Origin of the sequence: Collinsella aerofaciens (genome assembly GCF_018785245.1) — a bacterium.
In the GTDB taxonomy this organism is placed as follows: domain Bacteria; phylum Actinomycetota; class Coriobacteriia; order Coriobacteriales; family Coriobacteriaceae; genus Collinsella; species Collinsella aerofaciens_AD.
Genome location: NZ_WQPL01000007.1, coordinates 83,033 through 95,562 on the forward strand (window position 1 = coordinate 83,033; position 12,530 = coordinate 95,562).

Genomic DNA, 12,530 nt, shown 5'->3' on the forward strand with positions numbered 1-12,530 from the left:
GCGGCCTAGCTATCCTGGGATTCGTTTGCCGCATCCTCATCGTATTCCTGCTCGAGCTTGTCGGCCTCACGCGGCGTCAGCTCAAACTTGTCGACCATGTCGACCGCGCGGGAGCCCAGCTCAATCGCCTCGTCAATCAAATCGAGCGAACGCTCCAAGGAGGTATCCTTGGAGCGAACGGTAGCGATGATCTGATCCAGACGGTCCGAAATCTCATCAAAGTTACGGACAGAACCCTCTGGCATGGCTACTCCTCGACGGAGTCGGCCTCGACGGCCTCAGCAGCGTCCGCATCCTCGGCCAACACACCAGCCTCGGCCTGGGCAACCGCAACCTTAGCGGCAGCCTCGGCAGCCTGTGCCTCCTCGCGAGCGCGATCCTCGGCCAGCAGCTCCTGGTATAGGTCCTCGCCCGGCAGCTCCTCGCTGCGAGCGATCTTGCCCAGCACGCCGTTGACGAACGACGCGGACTGGTCGGTGCCATAGGCCTTGGCAAGCTCGACGGCCTCGTTGATCACGATGGCGTCCGAGACCTCCTCGTCGGTGAGGAAACGCATCTCGTAAACGGCGATACGCAGCAGATTGCGGTCGGCACCGGGCATGCGCATAAGATCCCAGTTCTTGGCAACGGAGCGCAGAGCGCAGTCGATGCGGTCGATATGCTCGTAGGCACCGCGGCACAGCTCCAGCGCATAGGGGTCGAGGGGACCCTTCGAGATCAGGAAATCACCCTCGAGGACGCGCTCGAGCGGGCTGTCCGTGGCCTCGGCCTGGAACAGCAGCTGCAGCGCCTGACTGCGGGCAAGCGTACGCCCGCGATAAACCTTAAGGCTCAAAGGTTACTCCTTGGGGAAAACGAGGCCGTCGATGCAAACGTCAACACGCTCAACCTCAACGCCAACCTGGGCATCGATGGCAGCGACCACGGCAGCGCGAACGGCCTCGGCGAGTTTCTTGAACGGATAGCCAAAGAACACCACGACACGCACGGTGAGTGCGAGCTTGTCGCCAACGACCTCGGCCTCGACAGCCGGCTCGGAAGCCGGGGCCTTGGACGAGAGCATCATGGAGACAAGATTAGTGGCAAGGTCCTTGACGCCAACGGAGGCGATGCCCTCGACATCGGACACGGCGCGCGAGACGATGGCGGTCAGAACATCGGGCGAAATGCCGATGCCGTCAATCTTGATTTCTTGGGGCATGAGTCCTCCTAGAAGAGTTGGTTGCTAAACGCGGGAGACGAACTTGCCGTCGCGGGTGTCAACCTTGATGACCTCGCCCTCGTTGAGGTACATGGGGACCTGGATGACAGCGCCGGTGTCGATCGTGGCCGGCTTGGTGGAACCCTGGACGGTATCGCCCTTAAAGCCCGGGTCGGTCTGGACGATGGTGGTCTCGATGAACATCGGCGGGGTCACGCCCATGAGTTCATCGTCGGCGAAGAGCAGCTGGCAAATGTCATTCTCGCGCAGCCACTTGGAGTTCTCGCCCACCATGTCCTCGGGAACGGGAACCTGCTCATAGGACTCATTGTCCATGAAGATGTAGTCGGTACCATCGTTGTAGAGGTACTGGAACTCACGGGTGGTGAGCATGACGCTCTCGAACTTGGTGCCGGCGTTGCAGGTGTTCTCGACGACGCGGCCGCTCTTGATGTCGCGGGTCTTGTAGCGCACAAACGCGCCGCCCTTGCCCGGCTTGACATGCTGGAACTCGACGATGGTGTAGACCTTGTCCTTAATGCGGAGACCGAGGCCGTTCTTGAAGTCGGCGGTAGAAATGGTAGGCATAGCGACCTTTCTTGTTATGGGCAGAACGCACAAGCGTCCAAATTACATACGACCGAAATTATACACTTGCAGACGGCGCCTGCAGCGAGCGCATAAAAAGAGAACGCGGGGCGCCCGAATCATTTCGGACGCCCCGCCCCAAAAATCTATCGAAATGGGCTAGCAATCGATGACGTGCAGGTCGTGCGGGGTCTTGGTGAAGGGCTCATATCCGTTCTCGGTGACGACGCCGTAGTCCTCCAGGCGCACGCCGCCCACACCGGGCAGGTACACGCCGGGCTCCATGGTGATAACTGAGCCGATCGCGATGGTGTTCTTGCTGCGGTTAAAGTTGGGCAGCTCGTGGATGTCGATACCGACGCCGTGACCCAGACCATGGTTGTAGTAATCGCCATAGCCGGCATCGCCGATGATCTTCTTGGAAAGCTTGAAAATGTCGTTGCCCTCGACGCCCGGATGGATGGCGGCGACGCACTCCTCGTGCGTACGGCGCACGAGCGCGTACAGGTCGAGCTGCTCCTGCGTGGGCTCGCCCATCACGACGGTGCGTGTCATGTCGGAGCGGTAATCGCAGTAGCCTGCGCCGTAATCCATAAGAACGAAATCGCCCTTCTCGATCACGCGGTCGCTCGGCACGGCATGCGGGTTGGCGGTGTTGGGACCGCTCGCCACGATGGAGCCGAAGGCAAGGCTATCGGCGCCGTTGGCGAACATAAAGTTCTCGAGCTCGTTGCGAACCTGCTTCTCGGTCATACCAGGCTTAATAAAGCCGAGCATGTGCTGGAAGGCGGCGTCGGTGATCGACTGCGCATGGCGCATGAGCTCGATCTCCTCGGCGTCCTTGATGGCGCGCATCTTGCGAATGTCGGCATGCATCAGCGGCAGCATGCAGGCGACGGAACGATCCTCCAGACCACGCTGAATACCCTGGTAGAAGTTAATCTGCATATCGTCCTCGACAGCACAGACACGGCACTTGTTAGCCGCAATCTTGCCGGCGACCCAGCCGGGGATGGTACCCTCGTCCATGTCGTAAACCCAGGGGCTGCCGGCGGGCGTGTTCTCCTCAAAGCTGTTGAGGTAGCGCGAGTCGGTATGGAACAGGCACTGGTCGGCCGTAATAAACGCCGCGTGCGGGAATTCAAAGGTGTAATCGAAAACGCCCTTCACGCCCGTAAGCCAACGAAGGTTGGCCTCGTCGCGCACCAGGATGGCGTCGTAGCCACGCTCGGCCATCAGGGCACGGACACGCTCGATACGACCGGCAGGACCGGCAGCAAACTCAGACATGCAGATTCCTTTCTTGTTGTCTCAAAAAGTGCGGGACGGGTCTCAACCGAACGTCGGAATCGCATGCAAACCGCAACCGATTGGAAACCCGTCCCTCAACATGATACGAAAGACGATGGATGTCAATAAATCTTAGAGAAGTTCTTTGCGAGAAGCCAAGTAGGCGTGAGCATGGCGCTCAAGAACCTCATCCTCAACGCTCGTTAGGCGAATGGCGCCAAGTGCTGCGGGCAGCGGCAACATACTGCGGTTCGAGCGGGCAAACTGCTGCTTGCGGAACTCCTCGATATATGCGGCAGGCTCCAGATCGAAGGCAAGTTCCTCGATACCAAAGTCCTCCAGGCAGTCATCGACCTCAAAGACGTAATCGATATCGAAGTCGCAGGCGTCATGTGCTAGGCGCGCCTCAAAGCGCATGCCCTCGGACAACAGCTGGTAGGCAGGGACCTGCGAAGCGGCATCGCCCAAGCAGGCGCGCAGGGTGCGCTCCCCCGTCTTGCCAAAATCGAGCGCATGGCGGGCGCTCGGGTTCGTGGCCATCAGTACGTCCTTACGGGCAGTCTGAGACCATTGAACGGCATTAACGAGCGCGACCTCCTCGCCCGCGAGAATCTCGGGGACGGTCTCAGTAAACTGATTCCAGCGGGACTTGCTGCTCGAAAGCATGGTGCCAACAAGTACCACATAGCCGAGCTTAAGGTCCTCGGGGTCCGCCTCGCGAACAAGGTCGAGGTCACACACGACCAAGCCCGGTTCGGGACGGAACGCGATAGCGGGTAGCGCATTGGCCGACGAGGCGACGAGCGGCTTCATGGTCGTCGCGACCGTGAGCATGGCGTCAAAGGTCGTCGGCAACAGCGCGCACTCGGTTCGGCCGCACCACTGGTTGGCGCACCAGCTAACAACCGAGCAGGTTGCGGCATCGCCAACGGCGACAACCAGATCGTCGCAGGTAACGTCGTTGGCAGACAGGGCGCCAAAGATAGCATCAGCATCGGCCAGCGTGGCACCAGCAGGCGAAACCTCAAGGACTAGCAGCGACACGGCAAAACCGGCGTCGACCAGCGCATGCTCGACGACCTCGCCAAAACGCTCTGACGTGGCAGTGCCCCAAACGACCATCGCGCGCTTAGGCTTGCCCACAGCCGAGGCAAACATGCGCGACAGCTCATCGAACGCGCCCAATCCGACGCGGACATCGACACTGCGGTTTTGGAAATTGATCAGTTGACGGCGAATCATAGCAGTCCACGCTCCAAAAGCATCTCGGCACAAAGGTAGGAAACGTCCTCGAAGGACTTGTTGCGAATATCAAGGGTAAGGTCGGCGGCCTGGCGATACAGCGGACGGCGATGCTCAAACAGGCGCGCAGCATGCTCGGGCGAACGGAAATCGGGGCGCGTGTCGGACCGACGAATCTGGCGAATCGAATCCTCGAAGTCGCCCTCGAGGTACACGCACGTACCCATTTCGTGCATCAGCTCAATATTCACCGGCGTCTCGACAATGCCGCCCCCGCACGAAACCAACAGGCTGCGCTCACTTTGGAGCGAACGGAGCGCCGAGGTCTCGAGCTCACGAAAACGATCCTCGCCCTCGGTCTCAAAAATCTCGGTTACCGACTTACCGCAACGGCGCACGACCAGTCGGTCGGTATCGATAAAACGCCGCTTGAACATAGTGCCGACGTTGCGCGCGAGCGTCGATTTGCCCGCGCCCAAAAAGCCGATAAAGAAGATATGGTCGCAGCCGTGTTTGATGTGCTGAGACATGGCGAAACCTATTCCTCGCAGGGAAGGTCGCGCAGGGCCCGGCGCTCAAAGATACGGAAGATCTGCGTGTACCACAGGTCCTGGGTTCCCTGCGGCTTAACCAGGATAGTATCGACGCCGGCGAAGTTGCCACTCCACACGTCCGTGTAGAGCTGATCACCGATCAGCACCGCCTCGTCGGCCGTGGCGCCGAGGCGCTTAAGACCCGCCTTGAGGGCAAACGGCGCCGGCTTCATGGCGTGGCTGATGGCCTCGAGTCCCAGCTCGCGTGCAGAGCTCATGACCTGGTCGCGATGCCAGTTGTTGGACACCATGCACAGCTTAAAGCCTTTGGCGCGGGCGGCATCGAGCCAGGCGGAAACCGCGGCAGGAACCTGCTCGGTGTCGCGCGGCACCAGGGTGTTATCGCGATCGAGCAGAATGGCGCGTTTGCCGTCGGCCCACAGGGTATCAAGGTCGATGCGATCGACCGAGGCAACGTAACGTTTGGGGCTAAAAATCCTCATGCTAATTCCAAGACTGTTGATGCTCTTCGTAGGTTTGCGAGAAGTACTCCTCGTCCTGTGTAATGTAGAAATACAGGTCATCGGAGTCGGTCGGCTCAAGCGTGGCCTTGAGTGCCTCGAGCGACGGAGAGCAGATGGGCGTGGGCGGAAGGCCCTCGTGCTTGTAGGTGTTATAGGGACTATCGCTCTGCAGGTCGTCGGCGGTAACCTCGCCACCGGTGACATACATCATGGTCGCATCGCTGTTGAGGTAACGCAGACCATCGAGCTTGCCGGCCAAGCGGTTGTAGAACACCGATGCCACATGCGCGCGCTGATCGGCATTGAGACCCTCGCGCTCGACGATGGAGGCAAGGTTGACGATGTCGTAGTCGGACATCTCCACACCGTAGCGCTCCTTGATCTTGGCTTCGCAGCTCGCAAAGTCAAGCGACTTGTACTCGGTCTTAAACTGATCGAGCATAGCGCGAACCACGTCATCAGCCGTCGGCGAATCACCCAACGAATAAGTCTTGGGGAACAAGAAGCCCTCGAGCGAGTCGTTGGCGGCGCCCTTAAGGAAGCTATAGTCGTCCACGTAGTTGGAGGCCTTGGCCTGGTTGAGGAAGTCTTCCTTAGAGATGCTGTCGTAAGCCTGGGCCACACGGTCGGCGACTTGATCGACCGTTAGGCCCTCAGGGATAGTCAGCGCATTGGAGCCCGCGTTGGGGCCTTCCATGAGCTGCTGAACAACCTTGGTCGCATCCATGAGTGTGGTGAACGAATAAGTACCAGGCTTGAGCGACATATCGGCGTTGAGCTTTTTCACCGCCGCATAATAATCCTTGGGATTTTCGACGATATGGTTCTCGGAGAGAATCGAGGCGATAGTATCGCCCGAGGCACCGTCGGGAATCGTGATAGTAACTTGCTGGCCAGCAGCGGCTTTCGCATCCTCACCGCCAAAGAAGCCCTTGACGGCTGGCACGACAAAGAAAACGATCGCGACAAGCGCAAGCACGGCGACGACGCCACCGATAATCATAGGCACCGGGGAGCTTTTCTTTTGTGTACCACGGCGGACGTGCGTGTTATAGCTCGAGCGCGTAGCCGGAGCAACGCCGTGGGAACCGAGAGCGTGATGCGAATGCGACTGGGGGGCCTGCACTCGCTGGGTAGATGCCTGCTGCTTAAAGCGGGTACCGCCTGCAGGCTGGGCCGTACGAGCAGTGGGCTGCTGAGCCGCATGAGAAGCCGAATGCTGAACCGAACGAGCAGAAGGCTGCTGACCCGTCCGTTGAACAGGTTGGGCCGAATGAGAGAAGGACTGCACCGGGCGCGCGGCAGGCTGAGCTGCGCGCTGCGTCGGCTGTGCCGGACGCTGGCCAGGCTGGGCAGGGCGCGACGCCGGCTGCCGTGTACGATTCTGCTGGCGCGGATCGGAAGCGCTAGGCATGCGAAACCTCCTCGTTTTTACGATCGAGCCACGTCTGCAAAAACAGGCTGGCGGCAATCATGTCGATCTTGCCCCTCATCTGCTTTTCGTTGAGGCCCTGCTCGCGCAGGATACGCTTGGCCTCTTGCGAGGACAGACGTTCGTCCTCAAACTCCAGCGGAAGATCGAGCTCGTCGGCAATCTTTTGCGCTACGGCGGCAACGCGCTCGGCCTGGGGGCCGGGCTCACCGGCCATGGTCAAGGGACGTCCGCTTACCAGGATGTCGGGCTCATAGTCCTCGACCAGGTAGCGGAACGTCTTGGCCATACCGGTGACCTCGGCAGCCGGAAGCACCTTGACAGGCATCGCCATCTTGCCATCACGGCTCGAGACGGCGATGCCAATCCTGGTCTCCCCTATGTCCAGCGCGAGCGCAACCACAGCGACTTCTTAGATTCTTAGGCGCCGAGCGCGGTCTTAGCGGCCGCGAGGGCATCGGCGATGCCGGCAGCATTCTTGCCACCAGCCTGGGCCATGTTGGGACGACCGCCACCGCGACCGTCGACCAGACCCGCGATCTGCTTGATCACGTTACCGGCGTGGAAACCGGCCTTGACGGCGTCATCGGAGCCGGCAGCGAGCAGGGCCGGAGTGCCCTTCTCAGTCACGCTGGCGACGACACAAGCGACAGGGCCGGCGACCTTCTGATGCACGGTATCCCATACGTTGCGCAGGTCGGCAGCCTCAAGGCCCTGGAGCTCAGCGACAACGAGCTTATAGCCGTCGAGCTCGACGGCGCCCTCGATGGCGCTGGAGATGGCGTCGGAGGAGCCACCGGTCAGAGCCTTCTTGAGCTTGTTGGACGTCTCGCGCAGCTCAGCCTGCAGGTTCTCCACGCGGGCGGGAACCTCGTCGACGCGGCACTTGAGCGCAGCGGCGGCGGCGTCAACGAGCGCCAGGCGGTCGGCCATGTAGTCGAGGGCACCCTTAGAGGTCACGGCCTCGATACGGCGGACATTGGAGCCCGTGGAGGACTCGGAAATGATCTTGAACAGACCAATCTCTGCGGTATTGGCGGCATGGGTGCCACCACAGAGCTCGCGGGAGAACGGCTGGTCCTCGGCGCCCACGGAGACGACGCGGACGACATCGCCGTACTTCTCTCCAAACAGAGCGACAGCGCCGGCAGCCTTAGCCTCGTCGATGCCCATGACACGGGTCACGACCGGCTTGGAAGCGAAGATCTGCTGGTTGACCAGGTCCTCGACAGCCTTGAGCTGCTCGGAGGACAGGGCCTCGAAGTGCGTAAAGTCAAAGCGAAGGTGCTCGGGCGTCACCAGCGAGCCGGCCTGGGAGACGTGCTCGCCCAGGACCTGCTTAAGGGCGGCGTCGAGCAGGTGCGTGGCGGTGTGGTTGCGGCGCAGGAAGCCACGGCGCTCGGCGTCGAGCGCGGCGGTAACAGCGGCACCGACAGTCAGCGTGCCATCGGCAACGTGCGCGACGTGGGCATACAGGCCGTTGTGGTTCTTGGTGTCGGCAACGGTCAGAACAACGCCCTCGGCGGAAAGCTTGCCGGCATCACCCTGCTGACCACCCATCTCGGAATAGAACGGGGTGCGGTCGAGCACGACCTCGACGTCCTCGCCCGCGGCGGCGGACTCGACGGACTCACCGTTGCGCACGATGGCGACAACCTTGGCGCCCTCGATCACATCGTTGTCATAACCGTCGAACTCAGTCGCGGCGACCTTGTCGGAAAGCTCGACCCACACGTCGTTAAAGCTGCCCCAGGCATCGCCCTTGGCGTTGGCACGAGCGCGGGCCTTCTGGTCCTCCATGCAGGCGGTGAAGCCGTCCATGTCGACGTCGTGGCCAGCAGCGCCGGCGATCTCGACAGTCAGGTCAATGGGGAAACCAAAGGTGTCGTGCAGCTTAAAGGCAACGTCACCCGGAAGCACGGTGCCCTCGACAAGCGCTGCCAGGGCCTCGTCCAGGTAAACACGGCCGTTGTCGAGCGTCGTGGAGAAGCGCTCCTCCTCGGAGGCGACGATACCCTTGACGAGCGTAACATTCTTGAGCAGCTCGGGATAGGCCTCGCCCATCTGAGCGTTAACCTCGTCAATGAACTTGGTCAGGAAGGCGCCCTCGATGCCCAGCAGGCGACCGTGGAACACGGCACGACGGAGCAGGCGGCGAAGGACGTACTCGCGACCCTCGTTACCGGGAAGGATGCCGTCCGAGATCATAAAGTCGACGGCACGGGAGTGGTCGGCGATGATACGCAGGGAGCGGCTGGCGCCGGAGTAATCGTCGGCGTCATAGGTCTTGCCGCTGATCTTCTCACCCAGCTTGATGAGATGCTGCATCAGATCGCCGTCGTAATTGGCGGTCTTGTGCTGCATAATGGCGGCCATGCGCTCCAGGCCCATACCCGTATCGAGGTTGCGGTGCGGCAGCTCCGGCATGGAGCCGTCCTCCTGGCGGTCGTACTGGGTAAAGACGAGGTTCCAGAACTCCAGGAAGCGGTCGCAGTCGCAGCCAGGCTTGCAGTCGGGGCCGCCGCAGCCGACCTCCTCGCCCATATCAAAGTAAATCTCGGAGCACGGACCGCAGGGGCCGGTGGGGCCAGCGGCCCAGAAGTTGTCGTCCTCGCCCAGGCGAGAAATGTGATCCTCGGCAACGCCCAGGGAGCGCCACACATCGTGGGTCTCGTCGTCCTCGGTAAAGACGGTGAAGTACAGGCGGTCGAGCGGCAGCTTGAACTCCTTGGTAATGAGCTCAAAGGCCCAAGCGCAGGCCTGCTGCTTGGAGACGCCGCCAAAGGAGAAGTCACCGAGCATCTCGAAGAAGGACAGGTGACGGCCGTCCTCGCCGATGCAATCGATGTCGTTGGTGCGGACGCACTTCTGGCAGGAGATAGCGCCGATCTCCTTCATGGTCTTCTTGCCCTGGTAGTACTCCTTAAACTGGTTCATGCCGGCGTTGGCAAGCAGCAGCGAAGGATCGTCGGGGACGAGGGACGAAGAAGGATAGAGCTTAAGACCGCGCTCCTCAAAGAAGTTGAGGAACTTGGAGCGGATCTCGGCCGTAGTCATTGACGGGTAGTCAGCACTCATAGAGGGAATCTCCTCGGTTTCACATCGAAACAGTTCAAACGTAACGATATTACCATCCCGCCGCGCCTGTGCAAAAAAGAGGGTCGCCAAACAGCGACCCTCCAGCGAAAGTGCACGTTATTTAGTACTGCGCGATCCTTTGAAAAAGGACTGCTGTATAATTGCATATAAGATTCACCCGGAAGGAGCGATCGATGAAAAGCAAACGATTTGTCCTGAATGCACTTCTGGTTGTAGCACTTTTAGCGCTCTTAGCCTTCTCATGCTGGTACGCAAAGCAACCATCATTTGGATACGTATTGTATACAGTAATGTCCGGCGATAAGGCTTATTACACTCTACGCGCAATTGACGTTCTCTTTTTCTATGTAGCCGGCCCCTTATCAATCGCTTTGGTCGCGTTTCTTGTCATTTACAACTTCAAGAAACGTTAATAGAACCTATTTAGAAACCGAATCGTCCATGGAGCCGTCGATGCCGGTATTGGTATCGTCGTCCGAGTTGGAATCATCGTCTTTGGCGAAGGGGTTCTTGAAGAAGCCCGTGGCATCGGGTTGCAGGCCCGAGAGCTTAATCCAGGGATTATCGAGCTCGGGCTTGGGCATGGCCTTGGCCTCGGGCGCAGTCTCGTTACCGATGAGCTCGGACTCATAGATGAAGGTGTCGTCGCCGAGCGCGTCGTAGGCGGCGACCGGGTTGCCATCGGCATCGCGGTACGGCGTGCCCTTAAACACGGCTCCGTCATAGGCCACAAGCTGACGGCCGGTCTCATTCTCGAAGTAGTACACGAAGATGCCCTTGAGGGCCGCACAAAGCGGGATGGCAATAATCATGCCGATGGGCCCCATGAGTGCCGAACCAATAACGAGAGCCGTAAGGCTCATAATGGGATGCACCTGCACTGAGCTCTGCATGACCTTAGGCGAAATCACATTGTCGGTGACGTTTTGCGCGACCATCGTCACGATGAGCGTCCATAACGCCAACATGGGGCTGAACATAAAGCCGAGTACCGTGGCGATTGCCGCGCTCACCCAGGGACCGACGACCGGAACCAAGTGCATGATGCCAGTGAAGATAGCCATGAGCGCCGCATACGGATGGCCGATAATCAGGAAGCCGATAAAGGCGAGGAAACCACCGCAGATGGACGTCACGACCATACCGCGCATGTAGCCGCCGACAGAGCGAGAAAGGATGGCGACCATAAAGCGGTACGAGGTCTCCTTCTCCTGACCGATGATGGTGCAAATCTCGTGATGCATGCGAGGGTAGTCGCAGGCCATCCAGTAGGCAAGCACCAGACCAAGGAAGATCACGAACAACTGCGAGGCCGTATTGGTGATGAGCGGGAACACACCGCGGCCAAGCTCGGCAGCAATCTGAGACACATACTTCGATGCCACGGTAACCAGCGACGAAAGATTATCGTCCAAATACTCCTTGAGCGGCGTGTTATTGAGCGTCTTGGCATGCGAGATCATCTCATTGAGATCGCCACCCGCAACACGAAGCTGCTCGGGCAGGCGGCTCAGGACTTCCATGATCTGACCAAAGAGAATCGGCGACAAGATGCAAACGACACCGACGAGCACGGCAACAACAACAATAAGCGCGATAAGCGAACCGATGCCGCGATTCACGCCATGGTGCTCGAGCCAGTTGGTGATCGGGGACATCACAAAGGCAATGATGGAACCAACAGCGAGAAACTCGATAACCGGCGCCAGGATGCCCATAAGGTTAAAGATGACAGCGGCGATGACAATGCAGCCGACAACAGCCCAAATGCGAAGCGTCAGAATGCGGGTGTCGCGCAGCACGCGATCGGTTTGTTGGGGGTGTTCACTCATGAACGAATCATCACTCCGTCGGGGTCGATCTTGTCCTGAATCTTCTTAAGCGTGCGGCGCAGCAGACGCGAAACCTGCACCTGAGAAATACCCAGCTTCTTGGCGATCTCGATCTGGGTCATGCCCTTCACAAAGCGCAGCTCGATCACCTCGCGCTCGCGCGGCGAGAAATCACGGATGGCTTCCTCGATCACTAGGCGGTCATCGGTAAAGTCGAGCTCGTTGTCGTCGTCGGCGTAACGGTCGAGAATCGAAGGGGCATCGTCGGAATCGGACGCACCAGGAGCCTCGATGGGCACCGAGGTATAGGCCGAAGACGATTCCATAGCCTCGAGGACCTCATCGACAGTCACATCTAGATACTCAGCGATCTCCTCAACCTTGGGCGAACGCTGCAGCTCGTTGGTAAGTTTGTCAGTAGCCTGGTTGACCTTGGCCGAGAGCTCCTGCAGACGGCGCGGCACGCGCACACTCCAGCCCTTGTCACGGAAATGGCGTTTAATCTCGCCCAGGATAGTGGGTGTCGCAAACGTCGTGAACTCGAGTCCGCGCTCGGGGTCAAAGCGGTCGATAGCCTTGAGCAGGCCCAAATAGCCAACCTGCATCAGATCATCGAGCGGCTCGCCGCGATTCTTAAATTTGTTGGCAAGAAACCTTACCAGGTTCATATGGGACATAACGAGCTGCTCACGGGCGTCCGGATCACCGGTCTCCTTGTAACGACGAAACAGCTCGCGGGTTTTCTCCTTGTCCCAAGCGGTCTTGCCGCTCCGGGAACGTTCGGTCATA

Annotated in this window: 13 protein-coding genes; all 13 read right to left on the reverse strand. The window is 59.7% G+C overall.

The window, feature by feature from the left end:
* Positions 1-5: 5 nt before the first annotated feature.
* The 13 genes from GPK39_RS01820 to GPK39_RS01880 all read right to left on the reverse strand — a co-directional run bounded on the left by GPK39_RS01820 (position 6) and on the right by GPK39_RS01880 (position 12,529).
* Complete coding sequence (locus GPK39_RS01820; RefSeq protein WP_215673552.1) at positions 6-245, reverse strand: exodeoxyribonuclease VII small subunit; 240 nt, start codon at positions 243-245, stop codon at positions 6-8.
* Between the two features lie 2 nt (positions 246-247).
* Positions 248-835, reverse strand: a complete 588-nt coding sequence (nusB, locus tag GPK39_RS01825) for a transcription antitermination factor NusB (protein WP_195503162.1) — start codon at positions 833-835, stop codon at positions 248-250.
* 3 nt (positions 836-838) lie between these two features.
* The gene (locus GPK39_RS01830; RefSeq protein ID WP_006233982.1) at positions 839-1,201 is read right to left on the reverse strand and encodes an Asp23/Gls24 family envelope stress response protein; all 363 of its coding nucleotides are present in this window, start codon (positions 1,199-1,201) and stop codon (positions 839-841) included.
* A 24-nt stretch (positions 1,202-1,225) separates the two neighbouring features.
* The gene (gene efp / locus GPK39_RS01835; protein ID WP_006233983.1) at positions 1,226-1,789 is read right to left on the reverse strand and encodes an elongation factor P; all 564 of its coding nucleotides are present in this window, start codon (positions 1,787-1,789) and stop codon (positions 1,226-1,228) included.
* Between the two features lie 159 nt (positions 1,790-1,948).
* Positions 1,949-3,079 carry a M24 family metallopeptidase gene (locus GPK39_RS01840; protein ID WP_215673553.1) on the reverse strand — a complete coding sequence of 377 codons (1,131 nt, stop codon included), beginning with the start codon at positions 3,077-3,079 and terminating at the stop codon, positions 1,949-1,951.
* A gap of 132 nt (positions 3,080-3,211) precedes the next feature.
* Complete coding sequence (locus GPK39_RS01845) at positions 3,212-4,321, reverse strand: hypothetical protein (RefSeq protein WP_215673554.1); 1,110 nt, start codon at positions 4,319-4,321, stop codon at positions 3,212-3,214.
* Positions 4,318-4,851: a shikimate kinase gene (locus tag GPK39_RS01850; RefSeq protein WP_035138190.1), complete on the reverse strand. Its 534-nt coding sequence runs from the start codon at positions 4,849-4,851 to the stop codon at positions 4,318-4,320. Before GPK39_RS01850 ends, GPK39_RS01845 begins: the two co-directional genes overlap by 4 nt.
* An 8-nt stretch (positions 4,852-4,859) precedes the next feature.
* Positions 4,860-5,357 carry a YqeG family HAD IIIA-type phosphatase gene (locus GPK39_RS01855; RefSeq protein WP_215673555.1) on the reverse strand — a complete coding sequence of 166 codons (498 nt, stop codon included), beginning with the start codon at positions 5,355-5,357 and terminating at the stop codon, positions 4,860-4,862.
* Between the two features lies 1 nt (position 5,358).
* Complete coding sequence (gene mltG, locus GPK39_RS01860; RefSeq protein ID WP_252204511.1) at positions 5,359-6,792, reverse strand: endolytic transglycosylase MltG; 1,434 nt, start codon at positions 6,790-6,792, stop codon at positions 5,359-5,361.
* Positions 6,785-7,213, reverse strand: coding sequence for a Holliday junction resolvase RuvX (ruvX, locus tag GPK39_RS01865; protein ID WP_035138185.1), 429 nt, complete (start codon positions 7,211-7,213; stop codon positions 6,785-6,787). Before ruvX ends, mltG begins: the two co-directional genes overlap by 8 nt.
* A 17-nt stretch (positions 7,214-7,230) precedes the next feature.
* Positions 7,231-9,888, reverse strand: coding sequence for an alanine--tRNA ligase (gene alaS, locus GPK39_RS01870; RefSeq protein WP_215673556.1), 2,658 nt, complete (start codon positions 9,886-9,888; stop codon positions 7,231-7,233).
* A gap of 440 nt (positions 9,889-10,328) precedes the next feature.
* Entirely contained in the window at positions 10,329-11,741 is a 1,413-nt protein-coding gene (locus GPK39_RS01875; RefSeq protein WP_215673557.1) for an AI-2E family transporter, read from the reverse strand.
* Positions 11,738-12,529 (reverse strand): RNA polymerase sigma factor SigF, encoded by a 792-nt coding sequence (locus GPK39_RS01880; protein ID WP_022094589.1) that lies wholly within the window; start codon positions 12,527-12,529, stop codon positions 11,738-11,740. Before GPK39_RS01880 ends, GPK39_RS01875 begins: the two co-directional genes overlap by 4 nt.
* Position 12,530 lies beyond the last annotated feature (1 nt).

Coding starts and splice junctions, on each gene's coding strand:
- GPK39_RS01820 (WP_215673552.1), bottom strand. CDS start 245: ATGCCAGAGGGTTCTGTCCGTAACTTTGATGAGATTTCGGACCGTCTG.
- GPK39_RS01830 (WP_006233982.1), bottom strand. CDS start 1,201: ATGCCCCAAGAAATCAAGATTGACGGCATCGGCATTTCGCCCGATGTT.
- efp (WP_006233983.1), bottom strand. CDS start 1,789: ATGCCTACCATTTCTACCGCCGACTTCAAGAACGGCCTCGGTCTCCGC.
- GPK39_RS01840 (WP_215673553.1), bottom strand. CDS start 3,079: ATGTCTGAGTTTGCTGCCGGTCCTGCCGGTCGTATCGAGCGTGTCCGT.
- GPK39_RS01845 (WP_215673554.1), bottom strand. CDS start 4,321: ATGATTCGCCGTCAACTGATCAATTTCCAAAACCGCAGTGTCGATGTC.
- GPK39_RS01850 (WP_035138190.1), bottom strand. CDS start 4,851: ATGTCTCAGCACATCAAACACGGCTGCGACCATATCTTCTTTATCGGC.
- GPK39_RS01855 (WP_215673555.1), bottom strand. CDS start 5,357: ATGAGGATTTTTAGCCCCAAACGTTACGTTGCCTCGGTCGATCGCATC.
- mltG (WP_252204511.1), bottom strand. CDS start 6,792: ATGCCTAGCGCTTCCGATCCGCGCCAGCAGAATCGTACACGGCAGCCG.
- alaS (WP_215673556.1), bottom strand. CDS start 9,888: ATGAGTGCTGACTACCCGTCAATGACTACGGCCGAGATCCGCTCCAAG.
- GPK39_RS01875 (WP_215673557.1), bottom strand. CDS start 11,741: ATGAGTGAACACCCCCAACAAACCGATCGCGTGCTGCGCGACACCCGC.
- GPK39_RS01880 (WP_022094589.1), bottom strand. CDS start 12,529: ATGACCGAACGTTCCCGGAGCGGCAAGACCGCTTGGGACAAGGAGAAA.